The sequence below is a fragment of the Bradyrhizobium sp. USDA 4474 genome, assembly GCF_054057515.1.
In genome coordinates this window covers 2,137,445-2,163,771 of the sequence record NZ_JBSRZJ010000002.1, presented here as the reverse complement: position 1 = coordinate 2,163,771, position 26,327 = coordinate 2,137,445, and the positions used below count along the sequence as shown (strand labels likewise).

The following is a 26,327-nucleotide window of genomic DNA, read 5'->3' as shown; positions in this document are numbered from 1 at the left end:
GCAAGCTTAAGGAAGACCCAACTCGACAAGCGAGCGGCCCAATCTGGAAAGGAAATCCGAAATTCGTGCGGCGTCCCAGCCGACGAACCTTACTTCTTCTTCTTGGCCTTTTTGCCGCCGCCCAGCACCGAAAGGCTGGCGTCGACTTCCTTCAGAGCGGACTGGAGCTTCTTCTTCTCGTCGGTGAGAAGTTTTTGCAGGGCCTTGCGGTCCTTGTCGCTCAGCGAGGTGCCCTTGGTAAATTTGATGAAACCCATAACACTTCCCCGGTTGAAATCAGTCCAAACGAAACGCGAGAATAATCTTGCGCGCTGGCGCCAAATAATCAAGATGCAACTTGCTCATTCACAGCTCTGGCGAGTGACCCCTTATTCGTCTGCCCTTACCGCAGCTCATGCCGCTCTGCGCGGGAGCAGCCGGTCGAGCGGCGTATTGGGTCGGGCAATGGCGGACGCCAGCAGCGCGACGAGATCCTCCATCCACGTGCCGACCCTGCCGCCGTCGAGCAAATCGCGCTTGTAATTGCACGTGCCTGTGATCCCGGTCCGGCGCTCCTTGAGCATCAGGGATAACCAGGTCGGGTCGACTGGAAGCACCGGTTGGCCCTCGCGCGCCACGTTTCCAATCGATCGCACCGTGACGGCAGGCAGGTCGAGCGGCTGGCGTAGCGGATTTTGCAGCGTGAAATAGACCTGGAGCAGCGAAGCCGGATCGATGCCTTGCTGCTCCAGATGGTCGGCCAGGATGTTGAACGGCAGCTCCTGGCGCGCATGCGCGTCGAGCACGCTTTGACGCACCCGCGCCAGGGCCTGCGTGAACGACAGATCCGGGGTAATTCGGCTGCGGACGATCACGGTGTTCTCGAATGGGCCGATGATCCGCTCGGTGTCCGGCTGGGCGCGGTTGGCCATGGCTGTGGCGACTGAAATGTCCGTGCGTCCAGTCCGCGCCAGCAGCAGGACCTTCAGGCCGGTGAGCAGAGACATGAAGAGTGTGGCGTTGTGCTGGCGCGCATAGGCTGTGAGCCCGGCGACAAGTTCACGCTCCATGCTGAGCGGATGATGGCCCGTCGATGCGCCCGGATGCGCTGCGCCGTCGAATAGGGGAGCTGCGCCGCGCAGATTTTCGGTCCAGTGCGCGGCCTGCCGGCGCGCCGCCTCGGTGCCGCACCACCAGCGCTGCCAGCGGGCGACGTCGGAGAACGCAGGCGGCGTCCTTGGCGGAGGTTCCGACCGATGCCCCGCGAGCGTAGCATAGCAGTTCGACAATTCGTCGAACAGCACGCCGACCGACCAGCCATCGGCGATGGCATGGTGCAGCGTCAGCAGCAGGATGTGATCCTCGGAGTGAAGGCGCAGCAGCCGTGCGCGCAGGAGCGGCGCTCGCGCCGTGTCGATCGGAGTATAGGTCTCCTGCGTCATCAGGAGCTCGAGCTTCCTGAGCTCGAGTGCCTTGCGCCGCTTATTGTCATGCGGTCGCCCATCGCCGATGGTCTCGACGGTCAGGACCGGCCCGAGCGTAGCGGGCGCGACGACGCGGCTGACCGGCTCGCCGCCATTCCAGCCGAACGCCGTCCGCAGCGATTCGTGTCGGCGCACGATGTCGTCGATGGCCTGCGCCAGCCTGCGCGGATCGATCGGGCCCTCGAGGCGGAATGCGAAGGGCAGATTGAACAGCGGCAGACCGGGCAGGTTCTGCTCGATCCGCATCATATGGTCCTGCGCAATCGACGGCTTGGGGGGGCCGCTTTCAGCGAGGCGCGGGACGTCCGCCGCGGGCTTGTGCGGTTTCATGGCCACGGCCTCGTCGACCAGCCGCGCGAGTTCCTCGATCGTGGGTGCCTCGAAGATGGTCTTGATCGGCAGCGAGACCCCGAGTGCGCGGGCGACGCGCGCCATCGCCTGGCCCGCCAGCAACGAATGGCCGCCGAGGTCGAAGAAATTGTCGGTGATACCGATGCTCTCGACCTTCAGCAGGTCGATCCAAATATCGGACAGCACCTTTTCGGTGAAGCGGCGGGCCGGCACGGCGGCTTCCGCACCTGCGGCCTCGTGTTGCACGGGTGCCAGCAGCGCGGAGCGATCGAGCTTGCCGTGGGCATTGAGCGGAACGTGGTCCAGGAACAGGAACGCCGAGGGGATCGCATGACTTGGCAACCGGCTTTTGAGGAAGTCGCGCAGCTCGTTGGCGCTGGCCTGGCTGCCGGATCTGGCGACGACGTGGGCGATCAGCCTGACATCGCCATCGGCGTCACGCCGCGGCTCGACGATGCCGGCGCGCACGCTTGCGTGGTCGGCGAGTGCTGCCTCGATCTCCTTGAGCTCGATGCGATAGCCGCGGACCTTGACCTGGAGGTCGGCACGGCCGAGGCATTCGATCGTCCCGTCGGCGCGGCGGCGGGCCAGGTCCCCGGTGCGGTACATCCGGCTGCCTTTCTCGCGCGCGAACGGATCGGGGATGAAGCGCTGCCGGCTCTGCGCGGGATCGTTGATATAGCCGCGGCCAACGCCGGCACCGCCGATGCAGAGCTCTCCGACCACCCCGATCGGCTGCGGCTCGAGGTTCTGATCAAGTACGTAGAGCTGCATGTTGGGGAGGGGGGCGCCGATCGGGACATTGGTGGTCGCCGCGTCCGGCGCCCGGGTCAGCCGGTGCAGGGAGACGTCGTCGGAACACTCCGAAGCACCATAGGCATTGATCAGCGGCACTTTCGGGCAGCGGGCGAACCAGGCGCGGCAGACATCGACCGGCAGCGGCTCGCCTGTCGAGATCAGCAGCCGGAGGTTCGCGAAAGCGCGCAGCATCGGCGCCTCGTCGAGGCGTTCGAGGACGACGCGGAGCAGCGAAGGGACGATCTCGAGCACCGTGATGCCCTCGCGTTCGATCTCGCGCGCGAGCAGCATCGGGTCTTGCACGACTGCGTTGCCGCAGACATGGACGCGCGCGCCGGTCATGGGACCGGCGAGGAACTGCCAGACCGAGATCACGAAACTCTGCGGCGCGGTCTGCGCGATGACGTCCTTGGGCGTGAGGCCAAGCTCGGCAATCAGCGACGCCAGATGATTGGTCAGCCCGCGCTGCTCGATCATGACGCCCTTCGGCGTACCGGAAGAGCCGGACGTGTAAATCAGATAGGCAAGGCCCGTGCTTGTCCGTCGCGTCGTGCGGGTCGGCTTGATCGGGTTGAGCGCGATTGCGTCCTCCAGCTCGGCGACCTGGATGCGCTCGACCAGCGGCTCGAGCAGCGCGCCGGCGATGGCGGATTGTGCGCGTCCGGTCAGCAGCACCTTTGCGCAGCTCGATCCGAGGATGATTGCGAGCCTCGCCGGCGGCTGCTCGGGATCGAGGTTCAGGAACGCCGCGCCTGCGCGCTGCACGCCGATCATCGCGGCGAGCAGGTTCGGCCCACGCTCCGCGAGCAGGGCGACCACGCTCTCGGTGCCGACTCCCTCGCGCGTCAGCCAATGCGCGATCGCCTGGCTCCGGCGCACCAGCTCGCGATAGCTCAGGGACGACACTCCATCGGACACAGCAATGGCATTCGGCGTCTTGTTCGCCTGCTGGTCGAAACGTTCGCAGAGATTGCCGCGCGTCGCAAAATTAGCCGAACGGCCTTTCGCAGGCAGTCGCCGGCGTTCGGCGTCGGTGAGCAGAGGCAGGCGCGTGATCCGCTGCTCGGGATTGGCGATAGCCGCCTTGAGCAAGGTCTTGAACTGATCTGCCATGCCTTCGATCGTACCTGCATCGAACAGATCGGTGGCGTATTCGAAGAAACCGGTGAAGCGGCCCTCAGCTTCGACCAGCTCGAGCGTGATGTCGAAGCGTGCGACTTCCGGGTCGATTTCCAGCCGCCGCGTCGTCAGGCCGGGGAAGCGCGCGGCCTCGATCGACGCGTTCTGGAGGATGAACATGATCCGGAACAGCGGATTGCCGTCGCTCCTTCGCGCGACCTGCAACGTGCGCAGGACCTCCTCGATTGGAAGGTCCTGGTTGCGGTAGGCGTCGAGAGTGACCTGCCGCACCCGCCGCAGCAATTCGCCGAAGGTCGGATCGCCGCGGAAATCGTTGCGCAGAATCAGCGTGTTCGCAAACAGCCCGATCAGGCGCTCGCTCTCGATCTGGTTGCGGTTCGCAATCAGCGACCCGGTCGCGACATCCTCATGGCCGGTGTGGCGGAACAGCAGACACTGGAACACCGCGAGCAGCGCCATGAAAGGCGTCACGCCCTGGTCCTGGCTCAGCGCGCGTATGTCGGCCGAAAGGGTCTTGGTGAACTCGAAATAATGACGGGCTCCGTGCCCGCTCCAGAGTTCAGGCCTTGGCCGGTCCGTCCGCAGCGGCAGCGTGGTGACGCCGTCGAGCTGGGTCCGCCAGTACTCGAGCTGCTCTTTCGCCGCCGGTGTCTGCGCCCATCTCTGCTGCCAGAGGGCGAAATCGCGATACTGAAAGCCGGGCGAAGGCAGCCCCGCAGCGCTTCCCTTGCGTGCGGCGGAATATCCGGCGGCAAGCGCCTCCCAGAACAACCGCTGCGACCAGCCATCGGTGACGAGGTGATGCACATTGACGACGAGCGCATGGCTGGACTTGTCGAACGAGAGCAGCGCGACCTTCAGCGGCGGCTCGCGGGCGAGATCAAACTCATGTTGCGCGAGCCGGAGCGCTTCGCGCCTGACGACCGCAGGCCGCCGGTCCGAAGGGCATGGTCTCAACTTGATCCGCTCAAATTGCGGCGGCGCCTGAAGCACGTGCTGCACAGGCTCGCCCTCGCGTTCGACGAAGACCGAGCGCAGCGCCTCGTGGCGCTCGCAGATCGACGCGAGGCTCGCCTGAAGCGCGGCAATGGCGACTTCGCCCCTGAGCAGCGCGACCTCGACCACGTTGTAATTGTACCGCGTCCGGTCGAGCCGCGAGAGCACATACATCCGCTGCTGCTGGAACGACAGCGGCGCATCTGCCTCGGAAGCCGCCTGACGCCATGCCGGCAGCGAGGGATCGCGATGCGCGGTGTTTTCGAGCCGGGCCGCAAGCGCGCCAACCGTAGCACAGTCAAAAATGTCCTCGAAGGAGAAGTCGACATCGAAGTGCTCGCGCAGCCGCGAGCGCATCTGCGTGACCGCGAGCGAATCCGCGCCGAGCGCAAAGACATCCTGATCAACGCCGACCTGCGGGAGCTCGAGCAGGCCGGCCCAGATTTCCGCGAGCTGGGTCTCCAGTTCGCCGCGCGGAAGTTGCGTCTCGTCGTCATCCGACGCTGAAATCAGCTCGGCCAGCGCGTTGCGCTTGACCTTGCCGCTGGCGCCCTTCGGCAGCGCGGCCACGCTGCGGATCAGGCTCGGCACCTTGTAGGCGGCGAGGCGTTTGCGCGCGAATTGCCGTAATTGGTCGGACGTCGCCTCGGAATTGGATCGTAGCACCACGACTGCGGCGACGTTCTCGCCGAGCTTCGCGTGGGGAATAGCGAAGACGCCGGCTTCCAGCACCGCCGGATGGGCGAGCAGCACCTCCTCAACCTCCAGCGGAGAGACTTTCTGGCCACCGCGGTTGATGACATCCTTGATGCGGCCGACGATGAAGAGATAGCCGTCGGCATCGAGATAGCCGAGATCACCGGTCCGGAACCAGCCATTGCGGAAAGCGGCCTGCGTCGCCGCCTCGTCATTATAATAACCGCGGCTCATATTCGGTCCGCGCAGCATGATCTCGCCACGCTCGCCGTGTGCAAGCGTGCGGCCTGCATCATCCATGATCACGATCTCAGGACCTGCGGCGCGGCCGACCGAGCCGATCTTGCGCAGCTCGAACGGATTGGCGGCAATCTGCGAGGCCGCTTCCGTCATGCCATAGGTTTCCAGGACGGGCACGCCGAACGTCGCCTCCAGCCCATTGAGAATGGTCGGCGCCAGCGAGGACGAGGCCGAGCGGATCACGCGCAACGAGGATGACCGGGCGCGGTTCGGGTTCGCTTCGGCGGCCGTCAGCAGCGCGCGATGAATGGCCGGTACCGCCGTGTACCAGGTTGGCTGCAGGTCCCGCATCCAGCTGAAGAAGGACGGTGCATCGAAACCGCCGGTCACGATCACGCTGGAGCCCGCGGCCAGCGCTGTCAGCAGGCCGGAGATCAGGCCGTGAGCGTGAAACAGCGGCAAGACGTTGAGCAGGCGATCGTGCCGGGCGAGCGACAATACGCGACCGGCATTCTGTGCGGACAGGCACACATTGCGGTGTGTCAGCGGCACCATTTTCGGCCGTGCCGCCGTGCCCGACGTCAGCAGGATGAACGCATCATCGTCGGCACATGCCGCGCCGCTGGTGCAGGCCGGACCGATCGTCGGGCCGATGAATTCGCAGTCCCCGAGATCCGTCTCCGGTCCCGGCACGAAGTCGATCACTGCGATATTGAGTGCCCTGGCAACGTCGCGACTCGCCGAGTTCATGCCGGCCCGCGTGACGAGCGCCGTCAGCTTCAGCTCGCTGAAATACCGCTGCAGCTCGTCGGCCGTCAGGTCCGGGTTGATGGGGACGCAAGCGCAGGCCGATGCGACGGCAATCAAGGCCAGTGCGCTGTCAGCCCCGCGCGGGAGCGCGACGGCAATCCGGTCGGCAGGCGCAATGCCGAGCCCGCGCAGCGTTTGGACGAGGTGCGCGATCCCAGTGCCGAGCGCGCCGTAAGTCAGCGGCGGCCGGCCGGGCGCGAGCAGAGCAGGCGCCTCGCGTATCGTTCGCGCATGGAAGGCGAGACCGCGGCCGAGATCGGCAAGGATCTCGGTTTCGGCGCTCGCGCCGTCCGCTCCGTCTGCTGCGCCGGATGCAATTCCCGACAATGCCATTCCCTTTTGATCCGATTGGGCTATTCTTCCCCGGAGTTAGGGAACGCGTCCAGTCTGAGGTGAAGTTTAGGGCCCAAAATCTGTGGTTGAGGGACCCTTATCCCTTCGGCGGAGGGAGTGTCGGGGTGGAATCACCATGCTGGAGAAAGAGCCGGGGACGGAAGTCGGGTTGAAGAGCTGGCTCGAAGGCGTCGGCCTCGGCCACTACACCGATCTGTTCGCGCAACATCGCCTCGACCTCGACGTCATGACCGACCTGACCGAGGCTGACCTTGCCGAGCTTGGACTGCCACTCGGCGATCGCAAGCGGCTGCAACGGGCAATGGCCGCGCTGGTGCAGGCCGAGACGGCGCAGATGCCGGCCGCAGCCCCACGTCCCCAGACCCGTGCGGAGGTCGGCGCCGAGCGGCGTCAGCTCACCACCATGTTCTGCGACATGGTGGATTCCACCGCGCTGTCCGCCCAGTTCGACCCCGAAGACGTGCGCGACATGATCGCGAGCTTCCGCGAGACCTGCGTGCGCGTGGTCAAGCATTACGAAGGTTTCGCCGCGCGCTTCGTCGGTGACGGCATCCTGGTCTATTTCGGCTACCCAACCGCACATGAGGACGACGCCGAGCGCTCGGTGCGCGCTGGCCTCGAGATCGTACGGGTATTGTCGACAGCTCGTGCGATCGAGCCGCGCGGCGCGCTCAGTCACGCGCCCGCCGTTCGCATCGGAATCGCGACCGGCCTCGTCGTGGTCGGCGATCTCGTGGGTCAGGGCACCGAAGAGCGCGATTCGGCGGTCGGCGAGACGGTGAATCTTGCCGCGCGCCTGCAGGCGCTGGCGCCGCCCAACGGAGTCGTGATCTCGAGCTCGACGCAATCCTTGCTCAAGGGCAAGTTCGATTATCGCAATCTCGGCACTCATTCATTGAAGGGCATCTCGGAAAAGACCCAGGCCTGGCACGTCGTGCGCGCCACGCGGGTGGAGACCCGCTTTGCGGCCGCCATGGGCAAGCGGCTGACCCCGCTGGTCAATCGCGAGGAGGAAATCGCGCTGCTGATGGGGCGCTGGCAGCAGGTCAAGGAGGGCGACGGCCAGGTCGTCGTCAAGTTCGGCGAGCCCGGCATCGGCAAGTCGCGTATCATCCAGGAGATTTTTGAGCGGATCGCAGGCGACCGGCATGGACAGGTCTCGTTCCAGTGCTCGCCCTATTACACGTCAACCGCTTTCTATCCGTTCGTCGAACAGCTGAAATTCTCCCTTGGCCTCGATCGCGAGGACGTCTCCGCACTGTCTCTGGCGGGTCTGGAGAATGCGATCACCACTGCGCATGGTGACATCGAGCAAGTCGCGCCGCTGTTTGCCGCGCTCCTGTCGATCCCGACCGGGGAGCGCTATCCACCGCTGAACCTGTCGCCGCAGCAGCAGAAGGACGCGACTGTCGCTGCGCTGGTCAACCACTTCCTGGGGCTCGCGCGCGAGATGCCGCTGGTGATGGCCTTCGAGGATCTGCACTGGATCGATCCGACCTCGCGCGAGGTGGTGGACCTGCTGGTCGACCGGGTGCAGAACCGGCCGATCCTGACCATCATCACCGCGCGCTCGGAATTCCAGCCGAGCTGGAACGCGCATTCGCATGTCACGACGCTGGTGCTGAACCGGTTGAGCCGGCCGCTGCGCACGACGCTGGTCGAGCGCGTTGCAGGCCGCGAGCTTCCCAAGGAGGTCGTCGAGGAGATCATCGTCAAGACCGACGGCGTGCCCTTGTTTCTGGAGGAGCTGACCAAGACGGTTCTCGAATCCAACCTCCTGACCGAACGCCACGGGCGCTACGTGCTGTCGGGCCCATGGCGGCAGCTCGCGATCCCCGCGACGTTGACGGACTCGCTGATGGCGCGTCTGGACCGGATGGGGCCGTTCAAGCGGATCGCACAGATCGGCGCCACCATCGGTCGCGAATTTTCCTACGAGACCCTGCACGCAGTCGCCAACACGCCGGCGGAGCAGATCGAGGCGGCGCTCGCTCATCTGGAGGAGGCCGGGCTGATCGTGCGCCGCGGCCATCCGCCCGATGCGCTCTACTCCTTCAAGCACGTGATGATCCAGAACGCAGCCCATGCGAGCCTGTTGCACAGCGAGCGGCGCAAGCTGCATGCCAGCATCGCGCATGTTCTCGCCGAAATGTATCCGGAGAAGACCGAGCGCGAGCCGGAGCTGCTCGCTCATCATCTGACCGAGTCCGGCCAGAGCGAAGGCGCCGCGAGCTTCTGGCTCAAGGCCGGCAAGCAGGCGGCCAAGAGCGGCGCCAATCTCGAGGCGATCGGCCATCTCCGCCGCGGCCTCAGCGTCGTGCAGGCCAATCCACGGATGCAGGGCGCCGACGAGATGGAGCTCGAGCTGCGGATCGCGCTCGGCAACGCGCTGATCGCCGCCAAGGGCTACGCCGTGCAGGAGGTCGAGGAGAACTATATCCGCGCGCTCGAGCTCGGCCAGCAGCTCGAAGACGACGAAAAGGCTTTTGCCGCGACCCGCGGGCTCTGGGTCTGCCATTTCATCCGCGCCGATCTGACCCGCGCGCACGACCTCAGCGTCGAGCTGTGGAAATTCGCCAACCGTGAGCGGCTCAACGAGGCGGAACCGGCGCAGCAAACCGGCTATCTGATCGAGGCGCACCGCTCGATCGCGATGACCATGCTCTACCGGGGCCGCTTCGCCGCCGCGCAGCATCACCTGAATCGGTGCATCGATCTCTACAGTCCCGATCTGCACTCCGACCTGATGGAGCGTCACGGCACGGATCCTGGCGTCGTTTCGCTGTCCTATCTCGGCTATCTGCTCTGGTTCCTTGGCCGGCCCGACGCGGCGCGCCAGCACAGCGAGCAGGCGATCCTGCTTGCGGAGAAGATCCGCCATCCCTTCTCGCTCGCCTTCGCGTTGGTGTTCGGCGCCTATCTGTGCCAGCATCTGCGCGATATCGAGGGCACGCGCGACCACGCCAACCGCGCCATGATCATCGCCACCGAGCACAATTTCCTGCACTGGAAGCAGCAGGCCGCGATCCTGCGCGGCTGGGCGCTGACCCACCTCGGCGAAGCCGACGAGGGTATCAGCCAGATGCGCTGCGGCCTCGACGAATATGAGGCGATGGATTCTTGGCTCGCCGGCTGCTGGTTCCGCTGTCTGCTCGCGGAAGCCTATGCCAAGGTCGGCATGCGCGATGCTGCGTTGCGCGCGCTGGACGGTGCGCTTGCGACCGCAAGACGGACCGGTGATCACTCCTACCTCGCCGAGGTCTATCGCCTGCAAGGCGAGATCACCATGTCGGACGGCAATCCGCTCTCGGTGCAGGAGGCTGAAGATCTGTTCTGTCTGTCGCTGGAGACGGCGCGCAAGCAGGGCGCGCTGTCCTGGGAGCTCAGAACTGCCGTGAGCCTCGCGCGGCTGTCGCACGAGTCCGGCAAGCGCGAACATGCCGGCCTTCTGCTGCTGCCGATCGTCGGCAAGTTCAACGAGGGATTCCTGACGCCGGACCTGAAGCTCGCGATGCAGCTCGTGCACGAGCTCGGTGGTGACATGCCGGCTCGCCCGCAGGCAGATCCGGTGAAATGAGCGACCTCTCCGCGGCGCGTGCACGCTATGTCGCGCTGATCGCAAGGCGGGAGCGGCTTGCCTCGCCACGCTTGCTGAATGCTCTTGCGACGGTGCCGCGCGAGGATTTTCTGGCGAAAGGGCCGTGGCGCATCAAGAGCGAGGCAGCGCGCAGCTACCGCCTGACCTCCGACGCGGATCCCATCCATCTCTACGACAACGTGCTGGTCGCGATCGACGCGCGCCGCAAGCTCGACACGGGTTTGCCGAGCCTATGGGCGCACTTCATTGAAGTGCTGGGGATCGGCGAGAAGGACCGCGTGGTCCAGATCGGTTGCGGGCTCGGCTATTTCTCGGCGATCCTCTCGAAGATCGTGGGGCCGAAGGGGAAGGTGCAGGCCATCGAATGCGACGCGCGGCTCGCAGCGCGCGCCGCGGCCTACCTTCGCACCTACCCCAATGTAGAGGTCATCAACGGCGATGGCTGCCGCGACATCGGCGAGCCGGCCGACATCATCATCGTGCATGCCGGCTTCTCGCATCCGCATCCGCTCTGGCTTGCCTCGCTCCGTCCGCGCGGCCGCCTGCTGGTGCCGCTGACGCAGCGGGACCGTGAAGGCGCCGCGCTCAAGATCACGCGCAAGGACAGGGGGTTCGAGGCCGAAGCGGTGCAGCAGATCCGGATTTTCCCCGGCCAGGGCCGCGGGGTGACCGCGCTCGACGATCGCGTCGCCGATTGGTGGCAGCGCGCCTCCGCGCTGGCGCCGCTGCGCTTTCGCGACATCGCGCAGGGACTGCCGTCGGATGGTTGATCACGCGTCCTTCGTGAACTTGCTGATGACGTCCATGAACGGTTTCGGCTTGAACTCGCCATCGAGTGGCAGCGGCCGGCTCGGCTGCCTGTCCGGACGCTTGAACATCGCGTTGATCCAGCAGTAGCGGTCGGAGATGCCCCAGGTCAGGATCGAGCGGACCGGTCCGCTGGTCGAGATCGCGGTCAGGAGATCGTCGACGCGCTTGGCGACGATGGCGTCGCGCTCTGCAGGACTACCCGTCAGCTTCTGGTCGTCGACGTCGAGCTCGGTAACGAAGACCTCGAGGCCCCACGAGCGAACTTCGGTGACGAATTCGGCCAGCCCATGGGTGTCGATCTCGAGCTCGGCATGCAGATGCGATTGCAGCCCGACCGCGTGCAGCGGGACGCCCTGATCCAGCAGATCCATGATGAGGTTGCGATAGGCGGCGCGCTTGGCAATGAACGAGTCCTTCGCTGATTCGATGTCGTATTCGTTGATCGCGAGCTTGACGTAGGGATCAGCTGCCGCGGCCGTGCGGAACGCCAGCGGAATCCAGCGATCGCCCAGATGCCGGGTCCAGAACGTGTCACGCCGGTCCTTGACGCTCTTGGGATTGTCAGGGATGGGCTCGTTGACGACGTCCCACGAGGTCAGCTTGTCCTTGTAATAGGACACGACGGTGTTGATGTGGTCGACGTAGGTGCGCTCGACGCCCTTCGAATCCTTGATCTGCTTGGTCCAGTCAGGAATGTCGGCATACCAGGCCAGCGTATGGCCGCGCATGGTCATGTCGTTCTTCTGGGCGAAATCATAGATCGCGTCGGCGCGCTCGAAAGCGAAGGTGTGCGCGTCCGGCCGCAGCATCGGCCATTTCAGCTCCTGTACCGGCACCACCTGCGTGCAATAGGTGCTGATGGCTTCCCCGAGGCGCGAATCGGCTTGCAAATCCAACAACGTCGCGGCCGCGCCAAAGCCTGGACGGCGCTGCGCAAGTTTCGGTGCCGGCAGGGCCGATGCCGATGTGCCGGCCGCGAGCGTGGCGGCGCTGCCGAGGAGAAATTCGCGTCTGTCGAGCTTCATGGCGTGGCTGCAGTCCTTCCGGAACCAACGCGCCATCGTACCAAGCGGTGCCTTGCGACGCCGTGGTTTCCCGTTGTTGGGTTAACTTTCACGGATGGCCGTCTCAGCGCGGCTGGCGCTGCATCACCGCTTCAGCGATGCGGTAATAGTGCATCGCGCCCTTTTCGAGCGTGAGATTGTCCATCACGTAATCGCGAGGTGCGAAGTCGCCCGCGCTCACATGCGACCAGAACTCGCTCCAGCCGGAGCCGAAGCCGACCGCGTCGACGAACGTGCGGCCACAGCGTGGGTCGAAATAGGGCACCGAGGACACGCCGCCTTCGTACCTCACGCGGTCCGGGAAGTACTCCGGATCCTGCCATGGGCCGCCGCGATCCCAGGCGAACACGGGCACGCCGCTGGACAACGCCTGCTGGCAGGCGATGCCCTGGCTCTCATGTTCGCAGAGGAAGACCATGCTGCGGCAGCGCGCCAGCGCGGCCCTGTAGTCGTCTTCCTTGTATTGGCCGTAGCGGATCACCTCGACCGAGCGGCCGCCGGCTTCGAGATGCCGGCGGATCGGGTCGATCAGCTCACTCTCATAGCGCTCGTGTTCCCAGCGCACCTTGTCATAGAGCAGCACGTCAACACTCTTTTGTGCGGCTGGCGTTGGCGTCCACAGATCGGTTTCGATGCCGACCGGCCACACCTGGACGTCAGGCCAGTATGGCCGGCACATCTCCGCATACCAGTTGCAGGGCACCAGGATGGTTTGGGTAAGCGGGGCCTTGTGATGGGCGGGTACGTCCACGGGATGGTTGTACATGACGACGCCGAGCAGGAGCGGGTTCTTCCATGCGAACCGATCGAGCACGAACGGGCGTCCGAGAATGCAGGCGAGCTCCTCCGGATGCTTGCGGATGTAGCCGTAGTCGTTCAGGCGATAAGGAATCCCGACCCGGTCGAGCCCGGCGCAGAGATTGAGGAACACGCGCCGTTGACCGCTGATCCAGGATTTCGCCGAGCAGCATGCGCCGCAGCAGCGGCCGGACGTGGCGGTCGCCTGGAAACCAGCGGTCGTCCCGCTCCTCAAAGAACAGATTGAGCGTCATCCGCCCGCCCCCATCCGCAGGGGACGCCGGGACCAGCGACGCGTCCGTCCCGCCATGGGGCAGGGAGGCCGGGTTTGGCGGTAAACGTTCGACAACGTCCATCTTAGTCACGTCCACGCATTAACCAAAGGTCGGGCAACGACCTGAAATCATGGTTTCTTTTCGGTGATCGCTGCGGCCCGTTCAAGGACAGGGCAAATTTAACGCTAACGCGCGAAAGCGGCGGGGCCGCCCCATTCGGTGGCCGATCTGCAGAGTTAAATGACTATCTTGCGAGATGCTGCGGCGCAGTCGAACCACCACGCCACCTCCACCTGATTAACGGCCGATTTCAACGCCGCCAGTCCCGTGCACGCATGCTGAATCGCCATTTCTCCATCTATCTCGTCGCCCATATCCTGCCTGCGGCGGTGGGCTTCTTCGCGGTCACCGCCTACACGCGGCTGCTGACCCCGGCGGAGTACGGCGTCTATGTCGTCGGCATGAGCATCGCCGGCATTCTGGGCGCGATCTTCTTCGTCTGGATCAAGCTGTCGGTGTCGCGCTATCAGGCGATGTCGCAAGAGGTGGATTTTCGCGGCACCGCCATGGTCGCCTTCGCGCTCACGGTGGTCGCCATGTGCGCCGCGACCCCACTGGTGTTCCTGTTCCGCAGCGATGTCAGTGTCGAGCTGGTGCTCGCCAGCATGTTCGTCGCGATCATGTCGAATGCGGTCGATGTCGGCCAGGAGTTCGAGCGCGCCAAGCTGCGGCCCTATCGCTTCGCGGCGATCTCGATCGTGCGCAGCGTGTCGAGCGTGGGTTTCGGCCTGCTCGGAATCTGGGTTGGGTGGGGAGGCATCGGTCTGCTCGCGGCGTTCGGCCTCGGCTCGCTCACCGGCATCGTTCTCAATCTCGTCGGCGATCGCACCAGGATCGCGGGCTTTTCGCGCAGCCAGTTCATGCAGCTCGCACGCTACGGTCTGCCGCTGACGCTGGCAGGGCTCTCGGTTGCGGTCTACTCGGCCAGCGACCGGCTCATCGTCGCCTGGCTGCTCGGCAAGGATGCCGCCGGCATTTTCGGCGTTGCCGCCGACCTGCCGCGCCAGTTCATGGTCATGATCGCCGGCAGCGTTGCCGCGGCCACCGTGCCGCTGGTGTTCCGCTCTCTGTCGGAGAACGACAGTGGCGCGACGCGGGAGCGGCTGACCGAGAGTCTCGAATTGCTGCTCGTCGTCGTTGCGCCCGTCGCGATCTGGCTTGCGCTCGCGGCAGACCAGGTCGCGGGCACGCTCGTCGGCGTCGATTTTCGCGCCGGCGTGTCCGCGCTGCTGCCGATGCTGGTGCTGGCCCGCTTCTTCGGTATCGCCAACCAATTCTACGTCCAGCTCAGCTTCCAGCTCGCCGAGCGGCCCTTCATGCTGGCGGCGCAGTCGTTCCTCACGCTGGTCGTGAGCGCAGCCCTGATGGTCGCGCTCGTCGCAGGCTACGGCATCCATGGTGCGGCGCTGGCGACGCTCGCAACCGAAGTGATCGGCTTTGCCGTCGCCGTCGGGCTGATGCACCGGGCCCATCCCGTGCCGTTCGACGTCGCCAGGCTCGCCGGCGTTGGGGCGTCGGCCGCGGCCATGGCGGGGGCGATCTTCGTCGCGCGCTCGCAGGTCGGCGGCACCGGCATCGCGGCGCTGATCGCCGTGAGCCTTGCCGGCGGTCTTGCTTACGCCACTGCTGCGTGGCTGCTGAACGTCGCGAATGTGCGGACGCTGTCGCTGCGATTCCTGCGGACGTTCAATCGCAAGGCGCTGGGTGCATAGGCACGCCGTGGAGGGCGCGCTTCCGGGTTTCGCAGATGCCGGGCACGAAGGTGACTTCGCGCGCACCAACTGAGATGCTAGCCTGCGCGTGGTCTCGCAGGATCTGCATCATGACTGATAGCTTCACCATCCGTTCGATCGAGGCGTTCTGCTATCGCTATCCGCTGGCGACGCCGGTGGTGACGTCGTTCGGCAAGATGCTCAACCGTCCCGCCGTCTTCGTTCGCGTCGTTGACGAAGACGGGGTCGAGGGATGGGGCGAGGCCTGGTCCAACTTCCCCGCACCGGGCGCGGAACATCGCGCCCGGCTGGTCAATGAAGTGCTTGCGCCGGGCCTCATTGGCCGCGAGTTCAGCGACCCCGCTCGAGCTTTCGAGGCTCTCACCGGAGGTACCGAGGTCCTCGCACTTCAATGCGGGGAGCCCGGCCCGTTTGCGCAAGGAATATCGGGAATCGATCTCGCTTTGTGGGATCTCTCGGCGCGCCGTCAGCGCTTGCCGCTGTGGCGGCTGCTCGGAGGCCGGTCAAGCAGGATCAAGGTCTATGCCAGTGGCATCAATCCCGGCGGCGCCGCGCGGACGGCCGAGGCCGCGCTCGAGCGGGGCCATCGCGCGCTGAAGCTGAAGGTCGGTTTCGGTGCCGAGACCGACCTTGCCAATCTCTCCGCGCTGCGCGCCATCGTCGGAGTGGGCATGCTCGCCACCGACGCAAACCAGGGCTGGTCGGTCGATCAGGCGCTGCAGATGCTGCCGCGGCTTGCCGCGTTCGATCTGCGCTGGCTGGAGGAGCCGATCCGCGCCGACCGCCCGCGCGAGGAGTGGCGCAAGCTGCGTATGAAGGCGACGATGCCGATTGCGGCGGGCGAGAACATCTCCGGCGCGGAGGGATTCCGCGAAGTCCTGGCTGAAGACGTGCTCGACGTGGTTCAGCCCGATATCGCGAAATGGGGCGGCCTCAGCGCCTGCGCCGGCCTCGCACGCGGCATTCTGCAATCGGGCAAGACCTTCTGCCCGCACTATCTCGGCGGCGGCATCGGTCTGCTGGCCTCAGCGCATCTGCTCGCCGGCATCGGCGGTGACGGCTGGCTCGAGGTCGATGCCAACGACAATCCGCTGCGCGATCTGTTCTGCGGCGCCGTCACCGATGTGACAGACGGTATGATCGCCCTCGGCGAGGAACCGGGACTTGGTTTCACGCCCGAGCTTTCGCCGATCGCGGACTATCGCACCTTGTAGCGCGCGCCGTCTGCCGCTCGCGTTCTATTCCTTGTCGCGGAATGCGGAAGGACGAGACGGATAGCCGCATCACATTTCATGGCGGGTGGCCGCAGCCATGTTCCGTTGCGCTTGAAAAGCACAGTTCGTTCTGCTCATTAGAGCCATGAAATTGCGCTGAAGCATGCGCAAAAAAGCCCAACGACTAAAGTCGATAGCCAGCGAGGAAACGAAAAGATGCGCAAGCTTACTTTGGCCATTGCCGTGATCGCCCCGATGCTCGGTCATGCAGCGTCGGCTGAGGACACGATCAAGATCGGCTATATCGATCCGCTCTCCGGCGGAGGCGCCAGCGTCGGCGAGGGTGGTCTCAAGACGTTCCAGTATCTGGCCGACGAGCTGAACGCCAAGGGCGGTATCCTCGGCCACAAGGTCGAGATCCTGCCGCTGGACAACAAGACCAATCCGCAGGAAAGCCTGGTGCAGGCGCAGAAGGCGATCGACGCCGGCGCCCACTACGTCACGCAGGGCAACGGCTCTTCCGTCGCCGCCGCACTGGAAGACTTCGTCACCAAGCACAACACGCGCAATCCCGGCAAGGAAGTCCTGTATTTCAACTACGCCGCCGTCGATCCGAGCCTGACCAACGAGAAGTGCAGCTTCTGGCATTTCCGTTGGGACGCCAGCTCCGACATCAAGATGGAAGCGCTCACGAACTACATGAAGGACGTTCCGTCGATCAAGAAAGTGTACCTGATCAACCAGGACTATTCGTTCGGCCAGTCGGTACGCTCGGACGCGCGCAAGATGCTGGCCGCAAAGCGGCCCGACATCCAGATCGTCGGCGACGAGTTGCATCCGCTGCTCAAGGTCACGGACTTCTCGCCCTATATCGCCAAGATCAAGGCATCAGGCGCCGACAGCGTCGTCACCGGCAATTGGGGCCAGGACTTCGCGCTGCTGCTCAAGGCTGCGGCCGACGCCGGCCTGAAGGTCAATTGGTATACGTATTACGCCGGCGGTGCCGGCGGTCCCACGGCGATCAAGCAGACCGGTCTCGATCACCAGGTCTTCCAGATCAGCGAAGGCATCCCCAATTCGGGCAACCAGGCCGCGATGGACTTCGAGAAAGCCTTCCGCGCCAAGGTCAATTTGTCGCTCTGGTATCCGCGTGCGGTCAACGAGATGCGCATGTTCAAGGCGGCGGCCGAGAAGGCCAACTCGATCGACCCCGTGAAGGTCGCGGCGGCGCTCGAGGATATGAAGTTCGAGGTCCTCGATGGCGGCCAGGGCATCATGCGCAAGGACGATCACCAGTTCTTCCAGCCGATCTACATTTCCTCCTTCGGCAAGCCCGCCGCAAATGAGCCGTTCGACGAGGAAAATACCGGTTGGGGCTGGCATATCGTCTCCCGCATTGATACGCCGCAGGCCATGGTCTCCACGACCTGCAAGATGACGCGACCCTAATCTCGACGCACGTCATCTTCCCGCGAGCCGTTACGGCCTTGCGGGAAGACGGCGGCCGGAATGCCTTGATCGGTTGGACGATATTCACCGGGGCCCGGCGGCACCGGATAGCCATGAGTGCGCTGTGCTTGAACTCATTGTCATTTCGACCCTGAACGGCGTGCTGTTCGGCATGCTGCTGTTTCTGCTGTCGAGCGGGCTGACCGTGATCTTCAGCATGATGGGCGTGCTCAACTTCGCCCATGCCAGCTTCTACATGCTCGGCGCCTTCTTCGGCTTCCAGCTCACGAAATGGATCGGCTTCTGGCCGGCGCTGGTGCTGGCGCCGCTGCTGGTCGGCGCCATCGGCATGGCGGTGGAGCGCTATGGCCTGCGCAACACCCACAAGCACGGCCATGTCGCCGAGCTCTTGCTGACGTTTGGTCTGGCGTTCGCGATCGAGGAGATCGTCTCGATGATCTGGGGCAAGAGCCCGCTCGACTATCGCGTGCCGGCGCTGCTCGATTTCCCGGCCTTCACGATCTTCTCGACCAACTATCCCGCCTACAAGATCTTCATGCTGGCGGTGTCGGTCATCATCTTCGTGGCGCTGCTGATCGTGCTCAAGCGCACCCGCGTCGGCCTCATCGTGCAGGCGGCGCTGACGCATCCGCACATGGTCGGGCATCTCGGCCACAATGTCGGACGCGTCTTCATGGCGGTGTTCGGGGTCGGTAGCGCGCTGGCCGGCCTTGCCGGCGTCATTGCAGGTCCTGCTTTGGTGACGCAGTCCGACATGGCCGCCTCGCTCGGCCCCATCCTGTTCGTGGTCATCGTGTTCGGCGGCCTCGGCTCGTTGCCTGGGGCCTTCATCGCCTCGCTCGTCATCGGACTGGTCCAGACCTTCGCAGTGGCGCTCGATGGCTCGCTGGCGAGTGCCTTCGGCCCGCTCGATCCGTCCTCGGGTCCCTCCGTTCTCACCGATATCTGGAACGTCACGATCGCGCAGGTCGCACCCATCGTTCCCTATGTCCTGCTGGTGCTCATTCTGATCGTACGCCCCATGGGCCTGATGGGGACGCGTGAAACATGACCACTGCCGCGACCTCGACCTCCAAAATGGCGGCAGAGCCCGCTGCCGGCCTGCGCTTCTACGGCGTCTGGCTGCTCGGCATCCTCGCGCTGATCGTGCTGCCGATGATTTTCTCGTCGGGCGGCTCGCTGACCTCGTTCAGCCTGATCGGCATCGCGATCGTGTTCGCGCTGTCCTACAACATCCTGCTTGGCCAGACCGGCCTGCTCTCGTTCGGCCACGCCGTGCACTATGGGCTCGGCGGTTTCGCCGCGTGCCACATGATGAATGCGGTGGTGTCGCATGGCTGGCCGATCCCGCTGCCGTTCATCCCGTTGTTCGGCGGGCTCGGCGGCCTCGCCTTTGCCGTCATCATCGGCTGGGTCATGACCAAGCGCGCCGGCACGGTGTTTGCGATGATCTCGCTCGGCATCGGTGAACTCGTGGCGTCCTCCTCGCTGATCCTGCGCTCGGTGTTCGGCGGCGAGTCCGGCATCACCACGGACCGCACCGCGCTGCCGAAGATGCTGGGCTGGTCGTTCGGACCGCAGCTTCAGGTCTATTACCTGATCGCGTTCTGGCTCGTGCTGTCGGCGATCGCGATGTACGCCCTGACGCGGACGCCGCTCGGGCGGATCTGCAACGCAGTCCGCGACAATCCGGAGCGCGTCCAGTTCATCGGCTACGATCCACACGTCGTGCGCTACATCGCCTTCTGCTTTGCCGGGTTCTTCGCCGGCATCGCCGGTGGTCTGGCCGCGATCAACTTCGAGATCGCGAACTCCGCCTATCTCGGCGCGATCCAGTCCGGCCTCGTGCTGTTCTCGACCTTCATCGGCGGTACCGCATTCTTCTTCGGCCCGATCCTGGGCGCCATCCTCGTCACCTATCTGCAACTGGGGCTGACCAATCTCACCACGGCCTGGCAGCTCTATTTCGGCATCATCTTCATCGGCATCGTGATGTACTCGCCGGGCGGCATTGCCGGCCTGGTGATGATGCATCGGCCGCTGATCCGCGCCGGAACGCTGTGGACGGTGATCCCGTCCTATCTCGTCGCTGTGGTCCCGACGGTTGCCCTGGCTTGCGGCGTGATCCTCGCAATCGAGAGCGTCGCGCGTTTCTCCGGCGGCGATCCCATCAACCTGTTCGGCGTCCCCTTTATTGCGACATCGCCGGTGACCTGGCTCGCCGCGGCAATTCTCGTCGGCGGCGGTTTCGTCGTCGCGCGGCTGGCCTGGCGGCGGATCGCGGAGGCATGGGACAAGGCTGCGACGGTGGCGCGTGACCGGGGGTATCTGGCATGAGCGGAGCGATCTCTGCAGCCATCGAAGTCCGTGCCGTCGAAAAGCGCTTCGGCAATGTCGGCATCATCCGCGATCTCAATCTCAGCGTCGCCAAGGGTGAGCGCCATGCCATCATCGGCCCGAACGGCGCAGGCAAGTCGACGACCTTCAACCTGATCAGCGGCCACATCCCGCCGACCTCGGGCGAGGTCAGGCTGAACGGGGCTCTGATCTCCGGCCTTCGACCGTTCGAGATCAACCGCCGCGGCCTGTCGCGCTCGTTCCAGGTCACCAACGTGTTCGCGCGCATGACGGTATGGGAGAACGTCCGTTGCGCCGTGCTGTGGGCGACGGGACAGCGCTACGCGTTCTGGAAGAACGTCGACAGCCTGAGCGAAGTGCGCGAGCGCACGGCCCGGATTCTCGACGATATTCATCTGACGCACCGGCGTGACGTTCCGGCCGGGCTGCTCACCTACGCCGAGCAGCGCGAGCTGGAGATCGGCATCACCATAGCGAGCGGCGCCACCGTCGTCATGCTGGACGAGCCGACCGCGGGCATGAGCCACGCCGAGACCGACCGTGCCGTAGCACTGATCCGCCGGCTGACCGAAGGCAAGACGCTCGTCATCGTCGAGCACGACATGAGCGTCGTGTTCGGTCTCGCCGACCGCATCTCGGTGCTGGTCTACGGCCACATCATCGCCTCGGGCACGCCGGAAGTGATCCGGCGCGATCCCAAGGTCAAGGAAGCCTATCTCGGCGAGGAAGCGCACTGATGCTCGAGGTCAGGGATCTCCACGCCTATTACGGCAAGAGCCACATCCTCCAGGGCGTCGACCTCGACGTCGGCGCCGGGGAGGTCGTGAGCCTGCTGGGTCGCAACGGCGTCGGCCGTTCCACCACGGTCAAGGCGATCATGGGTGAGGTCGCCCCGCAAGGCACGATCCGGTTCAAGGGCAAGGACATCGCGGGCCTGCCGAGCTACAAGATCGCGCGCCTCGGGCTCGGCTATGTGCCTGAACATCGCGACATCTTCCCGAGCCTGACGGTTCGCCAAAATCTCGTGCTCGGTGTCAAGGATACGCGCCGTCCCGGCAAATGGCGCCTCCAGGATATGCTCGACATGTTCCCGAATCTCGCCGCGCGCGCCGATACGGCAGCGGGCGTGCTGTCCGGCGGCGAGAAGCAGATGCTGACGACGTGCCGGACGCTGATGGGCGACCCCGACCTGATCATGATCGACGAGCCCACCGAGGGTCTCGCGCCGCTGATCGTGCAGCAGGTCGGCGAACTCATCGCGCGCATCGCGCAGGCCGGCGTCGCCATTCTCCTGGTCGAGCAGAAGCTGTCGATCGCCATGCGTATCTCCAAGCGCGTCTACATCATGGGCCACGGCCGCGTGGTATTCGAGGGCACGCCTGACGAGCTCAAGGCCAACGCCGCGGTGCGCCAGGAATGGCTCGAGGTTTGACCCGACCAGCACTCCGGCGCGCTGCCGACGCAATTCTCTGTGATTCCGGTCACACCTGTGCCCCCCTCTAAAAGCGGACATTCCGCCGCAGCCCGCCTCTGCCACCGCCGGCTCCGGACAGCTCGGTCGTGAACCGCCTTCCGCCCACGCGGACGCTCGTATAAGAGAGTTTCGTCGCGGAACGGACCGAATATCGCCAAATACGGAACGGATGGTGGCTGCGAATTCTTAATCCAGAGATCGCAATGTGACCGATGATGGACCAAGTGCGGACAGGCAACCGGGGAATGGCATGAAAGACCTGATGACGACGGCGCAGTCCAATCGGGTGATGCGGCGTTGGGGGGGCCCCGGAATTGTGATGTTCGCGGCGGCGGTCGCTCTGGCCGCCCCCAGCCAAATCCTCGCCGCCAAGCAGCCGCGCCAGGCCGCCGAGGCGGTGGCGCCGCGCGAAGCGGGCGAGCCGATCATGGCGATCGTGTCGCTCAAGAGCCAGCAGGTGACCTTCTACGATTCCGAGGGCTGGATCCTGCGTGCGCCGGTCTCGACCGGCACGACCGGACGCGAGACGCCCGCCGGCGTCTTTGCCGTCGTCGAGAAGGACAGGGATCACCACTCGACCATGTATGACGATGCCTGGATGCCGAACATGCAGCGCATTACCTGGAACGGCATCGCGTTGCACGGCGGGCCGCTGCCCGGTTACGCCGCCTCGCACGGCTGCGTGCGCATGCCCTTCGGTTTCGCCGAGAGCCTATTCGACAAGACCAGCATCGGAATGCGCGTCATCATCTCGCCGAACGACGCCGCTCCGGTCGATTTCTCGCATCCCTCGCTGTTTGTGCCGAGCAAGGAGGCCATCGCTGCGGTTCCGGCGCGTGCCGACAAGCTCTCCGCCGAGGCGGAGGAGGCCATCAGCGCGGCCGATGAAGCCAAGAAGGCCGCCGCAGCGGCAGCGAAGGAGGCGCAATCGCTGCCCGCTTCGCTGCGCAAGCTCGAGCAGCAGAAGGCCCGCGCCGACGCCGAGAACGCCTATGCCGACAAGCTGGTCGCGAACGCCAGGACCGACCAGGCCAAGGCAAAGGCCGACGAGCTGAAGCAGAAGGCTGCGACCAAGGCTACGGATGCCGCAACCCAGCTCGAGGCCGCCAAGGCTGCCGCGCAGCCCAAGCGTGATGCCGTGGCCGCCACCAAGGAGGCCTTCAAGGCCGCCGCGGCCAAGAAGGCCGAGGCCGTGAAGGCCGCGACGGACGCAAAACTCGCGATGGAGCCGGTCTCGGTCTACATCAGCCGTGCAACGCAGAAGCTTTACGTGCGCCGCAACACGCACAAGCCGGCGCCGGATGGCGGTGGCGAGGTCTTCGACACCAGCATCGAGGCTCCCGTCACCATCCGCAATCCCGACCAGCCGCTCGGCACGCACATCTTCACGGCCATGGCGAAGAGCGACAAGGGCCTGCGCTGGAGCGTCGTCTCCATCGACGACGGCGATAGCGCCAAGGACGCGCTCGACCGCATCACCATCCCGCAGGAGGTGTGGGATCGTATCGGGCCGACCGCGTTGCCGCGCTCGTCGATCATCGTCTCGGACGAGCCGCTCAGCGGCGAGACAAACTACCGCACGGAGTTCGTCGCGGTGCTGAGCAACCATCCGCAAGGCGGCTTCATCACCCGCAAGCCGACTGCGCCGCCGGTGGAAATGGCGAGCGACGATGGCTGGGGCGGCGGCTACGGCGGAAACGGCTTCTTCTTCTTTGGGCAGCGCGATCCGCAACCCGTCAGTCCGCGCCGCCGTGCCGGCCAGTACCAGTACTTTCAGCCGCCACAGCCGATGCAGCGGAGCTTCTGGTAAGCGCCTGATGAGGTCCACGGCCTCGCTTCACGGCCTTGCCGTGATCACCAAGGCCTGAATCTTCGCCTCAACCGGCCCCGAGCCGTGGCGTTTTCGGATCGCCTCGGCAACGGCGTCGGTCGCGGCCTCGAGCTTGCTTGCATCCCTGGCCTCGATTTCGCCGCGCAGCGGCGTGCCCTGGCAATACGCGATCGCGACATAGTCAGCGCTCGGCCCGCGGCTCATCGCCGTCAGCGTCTCGATCGAGATAGCCTTGAAGCCCGCGCGTTCGAGATCGGCCTTGATGACGGCCTTGTCGTGATAGCCGTGCGGCGTCCGCGCCAGGAACAGCGGCGGATTGTCGGGAAACATCTTGCCGAGCGCGACGGTCGCATCATCCGCGAACATATTGTCCTCGATGCGGTCCCAGACACTGAACAGGTAGGTACCACCAGGTTTCAACACCCGCTGCGCCTCGGCGTAACCTTTGCTGCGATCCGGAAAGAACATGGCGCCGAACTGGCAGCAGACGACGTCGAACGTGGAATCGTCGAAGGGCAGGGCCAGCGCATCGGCCTGACGCCAGGACATGCGGGGATCTTCCCCCTGACGCTGCTTTGCGACCGCGAGCATCGGCTCGTTGAGGTCAGTCGCGACATAGCGGATATCGGCAGGCAGCCGTGCCGCCACGGCGCGCGTCACCGCCCCGGTGCCTGCTGCGATCTCGAGCAGGTCCGTGGGCGACAGCGCGGCGATGCGTCTGGCAAGGTCGTCGGCATAGACGGAGAAGATCAGCGGAACCAGATATTCGTCGTAGAGTATTGGGACCGAGCCGGCGAAAACCTTGTCAGTCGCAGACATGCTTGCCTCGCCGAATTCTGGGACGGGATGGGGGACACGCTAGCACGGATCGCGCGGCCGGCAACGGCGTGGCTCGTCCTGTCGTTCGGCGAGCGAGGAAGCCTATGACGCCGCGCCACCGACTTCTCGGATCGGCCGCGTGCCGTCCCAGCTCAAAGCCGCCTGCCTTATCTTTTCGAAGAACGGTCCCTTGGTGCCGCTGATGTCGGAGATCTCGATGATCGTGCCCGGATGCGCCTGCGTGTCGAAATAGGCGAAGCGTCCCTTGTCACCGCCGATCTGGCCCTCGTGGCCGATCCTGTAGCCGAGCCCGATCGCCTTGTCGTAGAGCGCCTGGTAGTGGTGGCTCCAGTACGACATGTGCTGGAGGCCTTCATGGCCGGCGTCCAGAAATTCCTTGTAAAGCGAAGGCGCATCGTTGCGCTGCTGGATCAGCTCGATCTGGAGATCGCCGGAATTGGCGAGCGCAATGCTCATCTCGACGAAAGAGTCCTGGCCGCGATGACGGAACCAGTCGGTCTTGACCCGGTCCATGTAATACCAGGGACCGACGCCCATCACGTCGATCCAGTGCGTCATCGCGGCGTGGATGTCCCGCACCACATATCCGTTCTGGCGCACCGCGCCGAAGATGCGGCTCATGCCCGCGCTCCCGGTGTCGACCCGCTCACTTGAGCTCGATCGTCGCGGCGGTTGACTAGCGAAACGATCGGTCGTTAGTCAACAGGCATGGCTGTCCACCCAAGGGAGAAAACCGTGGCAAGGCTGCCCCTGATTGATCCGGAGACGACGAGCGGCGACATCCGTGCCGCCTTCGACCGCATGCCGGTCAAGCTCAACATCTTTCGCATGATGGCCCATGCCGAGGCCAACATGATCCCGGCGATGCGTCTCGGCCATTCGATCCTGCACAAGCAGAAGCTCTCCGCCGTCAACCGCGAGCTTTTGATCTTGCAGGCCGCCCAGCTCGAAGGCGGCGCCTATGAGTGGCGCCAGCATGTGCCGATCGCGCTCGGCGTCGGCTGCACGCAGGCCCAGGTCGATGCGGTGGGACGCGGCGATTACAGTGCCGCAGCGCTGAACGAGGCGGAGCGAGCCTTGCTGACATTCGGCCGCGAGGTGATCGAGAACGTCCGCGTGCCCGACGCGATCTTCGCGGCTGCTCGCGCACATTTCAGCGATCAGGAGATCGTCGAATCCATCGTCACGCTCGGCTTCTACATGATGATGGCGCGCGTTACGGAGGCGACCGAAACCGATCTCGATCCCGCGGCCGGCATGAAGGTCTATGACAGCGGCAGGAAATAGCCGCTGAGATGACGGAGGCATTCGTTCCCGTGGGCGATCACATGAAAACCACGCTGCTGAAATCCGAAGACTACACCCGCTCGCCATGGAAGAACGGTGGTGGCATCTTGACCGATATCGCGGATGCGCATCGGCCCGGTACGACCGAGAAGGATTGGGACAGCCTGCTGTGGCGCTTTGCTGCCACGCCGATCGTGGCGCCGGGCCCGTTCTCCCACATGCCTGATATCGATCGCCTGCAGATGGTGGTCGGCGGGCGCGGGCTGGTGCTGAAAGCGCCGGGGCAGCAATTCGACGAGCGCGAACCGTTCACCACCGTCCGCTTCGCAGGCGAGATGGAGATCGTGACGGAGCTCGAAGCCGGCCCGGTCGAGGTCGTCAATCTGATGGCGCGGCGCGGTGCGGCGGAGATCGAGCTTTTGGCGCTCCGGGAGCCCTGCGAGCGGCCGCTCACCGCCGGTACCCATCTGGTCTATGCGGTATCAGGCGATTGCGGCATTGGTCTCGATAGCCAGGCATTTGTCATTCCCGGCGGCAGCACACTGAAGCTCGAGCTCACCGCGGCGTCCAGGTTGACGCTCGTTTCGGGGTTGGCTGTGCTGGGGTCGATCCGGCTGGTCGGCTAGGTGACGATCCTTTCGGGTGCGAACAATCCGTGCAACTGGCC

Annotated in this window: 17 protein-coding genes and 1 pseudogene; 12 read left to right on the top strand and 6 right to left on the bottom strand. The window is 65.0% G+C overall.

The annotated features are described in order from the left end of the window. Window positions 1–89: 89 nt before the first annotated feature. Window positions 90–257, bottom strand: coding sequence for a hypothetical protein (locus ACVW16_RS11950; RefSeq protein WP_456699418.1), 168 nt, complete (start codon window positions 255–257; stop codon window positions 90–92). Between the two features lie 135 nt (window positions 258–392). After that, a complete protein-coding gene (locus ACVW16_RS11945; RefSeq protein WP_456737407.1) occupies window positions 393–6,827 on the bottom strand; it encodes an amino acid adenylation domain-containing protein in 6,435 nt (2,144 codons plus the stop codon). Window positions 6,828–6,963: 136 nt separating this feature from the next. On the opposite strand from ACVW16_RS11945, the gene ACVW16_RS11940 reads away from it, so the two are divergent. Together ACVW16_RS11940 and ACVW16_RS11935 are read left to right on the top strand one after the other, a co-directional pair. Next, window positions 6,964–10,425, top strand: coding sequence for an ATP-binding protein (locus ACVW16_RS11940; protein WP_456737408.1), 3,462 nt, complete (start codon window positions 6,964–6,966; stop codon window positions 10,423–10,425). After that, on the top strand, window positions 10,422–11,216 hold the full coding sequence (locus ACVW16_RS11935) for a protein-L-isoaspartate O-methyltransferase family protein (RefSeq protein ID WP_456737409.1): 795 nt from the start codon (window positions 10,422–10,424) through the stop codon (window positions 11,214–11,216). Before ACVW16_RS11940 ends, ACVW16_RS11935 begins: the two co-directional genes overlap by 4 nt. Here the strand turns inward: ACVW16_RS11935 and ACVW16_RS11930 are convergent, their stop codons facing one another. Together ACVW16_RS11930 and ACVW16_RS11925 are read right to left on the bottom strand one after the other, a co-directional pair. Then, the gene (locus tag ACVW16_RS11930; RefSeq protein ID WP_456737410.1) at window positions 11,217–12,281 is read right to left on the bottom strand and encodes an endo-1,4-beta-xylanase; all 1,065 of its coding nucleotides are present in this window, start codon (window positions 12,279–12,281) and stop codon (window positions 11,217–11,219) included. 103 nt (window positions 12,282–12,384) lie between these two features. Beyond that, a pseudogene (locus ACVW16_RS11925) lies at window positions 12,385–13,474 on the bottom strand (glycosyltransferase). Between the two features lie 254 nt (window positions 13,475–13,728). Here ACVW16_RS11925 and ACVW16_RS11920 point away from each other — a divergent pair. The 8 genes from ACVW16_RS11920 to ACVW16_RS11885 all read left to right on the top strand — a co-directional run bounded on the left by ACVW16_RS11920 (window position 13,729) and on the right by ACVW16_RS11885 (window position 23,512). Then, a complete protein-coding gene (locus tag ACVW16_RS11920; protein WP_456737412.1) occupies window positions 13,729–15,165 on the top strand; it encodes a lipopolysaccharide biosynthesis protein in 1,437 nt (478 codons plus the stop codon). 110 nt (window positions 15,166–15,275) lie between these two features. Continuing rightward, entirely contained in the window at window positions 15,276–16,400 is a 1,125-nt protein-coding gene (locus ACVW16_RS11915; protein ID WP_456737413.1) for a mandelate racemase/muconate lactonizing enzyme family protein, read from the top strand. 216 nt (window positions 16,401–16,616) lie between these two features. Continuing rightward, complete coding sequence (locus ACVW16_RS11910; RefSeq protein ID WP_456737414.1) at window positions 16,617–17,849, top strand: branched-chain amino acid ABC transporter substrate-binding protein; 1,233 nt, start codon at window positions 16,617–16,619, stop codon at window positions 17,847–17,849. 124 nt (window positions 17,850–17,973) lie between these two features. Then, on the top strand, window positions 17,974–18,921 hold the full coding sequence (locus ACVW16_RS11905) for a branched-chain amino acid ABC transporter permease (protein ID WP_456699409.1): 948 nt from the start codon (window positions 17,974–17,976) through the stop codon (window positions 18,919–18,921). Next, window positions 18,918–20,207 carry a branched-chain amino acid ABC transporter permease gene (locus tag ACVW16_RS11900; RefSeq protein WP_456737415.1) on the top strand — a complete coding sequence of 430 codons (1,290 nt, stop codon included), beginning with the start codon at window positions 18,918–18,920 and terminating at the stop codon, window positions 20,205–20,207. Before ACVW16_RS11905 ends, ACVW16_RS11900 begins: the two co-directional genes overlap by 4 nt. Before the next feature lie 8 nt (window positions 20,208–20,215). Continuing rightward, window positions 20,216–20,965: an ABC transporter ATP-binding protein gene (locus tag ACVW16_RS11895; protein WP_456738291.1), complete on the top strand. Its 750-nt coding sequence runs from the start codon at window positions 20,216–20,218 to the stop codon at window positions 20,963–20,965. After that, on the top strand, window positions 20,965–21,660 hold the full coding sequence (locus ACVW16_RS11890; protein WP_456737416.1) for an ABC transporter ATP-binding protein: 696 nt from the start codon (window positions 20,965–20,967) through the stop codon (window positions 21,658–21,660). Before ACVW16_RS11895 ends, ACVW16_RS11890 begins: the two co-directional genes overlap by 1 nt. A 292-nt stretch (window positions 21,661–21,952) precedes the next feature. Next, window positions 21,953–23,512 (top strand): L,D-transpeptidase family protein, encoded by a 1,560-nt coding sequence (locus tag ACVW16_RS11885; RefSeq protein WP_456737417.1) that lies wholly within the window; start codon window positions 21,953–21,955, stop codon window positions 23,510–23,512. A gap of 27 nt (window positions 23,513–23,539) precedes the next feature. Here ACVW16_RS11885 and ACVW16_RS11880 read toward each other — a convergent pair whose 3' ends face one another. Beyond that, a complete protein-coding gene (locus ACVW16_RS11880) occupies window positions 23,540–24,352 on the bottom strand; it encodes a class I SAM-dependent methyltransferase (RefSeq protein WP_456737418.1) in 813 nt (270 codons plus the stop codon). 102 nt (window positions 24,353–24,454) lie between these two features. Then, window positions 24,455–24,994 (bottom strand): VOC family protein, encoded by a 540-nt coding sequence (locus ACVW16_RS11875; RefSeq protein ID WP_456737419.1) that lies wholly within the window; start codon window positions 24,992–24,994, stop codon window positions 24,455–24,457. Window positions 24,995–25,108: 114 nt separating this feature from the next. Between ACVW16_RS11875 and ACVW16_RS11870 the strand changes: the two genes are divergently transcribed. Continuing rightward, a complete protein-coding gene (locus tag ACVW16_RS11870) occupies window positions 25,109–25,660 on the top strand; it encodes a carboxymuconolactone decarboxylase family protein (RefSeq protein WP_456699403.1) in 552 nt (183 codons plus the stop codon). A 41-nt stretch (window positions 25,661–25,701) separates the two neighbouring features. Further along, on the top strand, window positions 25,702–26,286 hold the full coding sequence (locus ACVW16_RS11865) for a HutD/Ves family protein (protein WP_456738292.1): 585 nt from the start codon (window positions 25,702–25,704) through the stop codon (window positions 26,284–26,286). The last annotated feature ends 41 nt before the right edge of the window (window positions 26,287–26,327 follow it).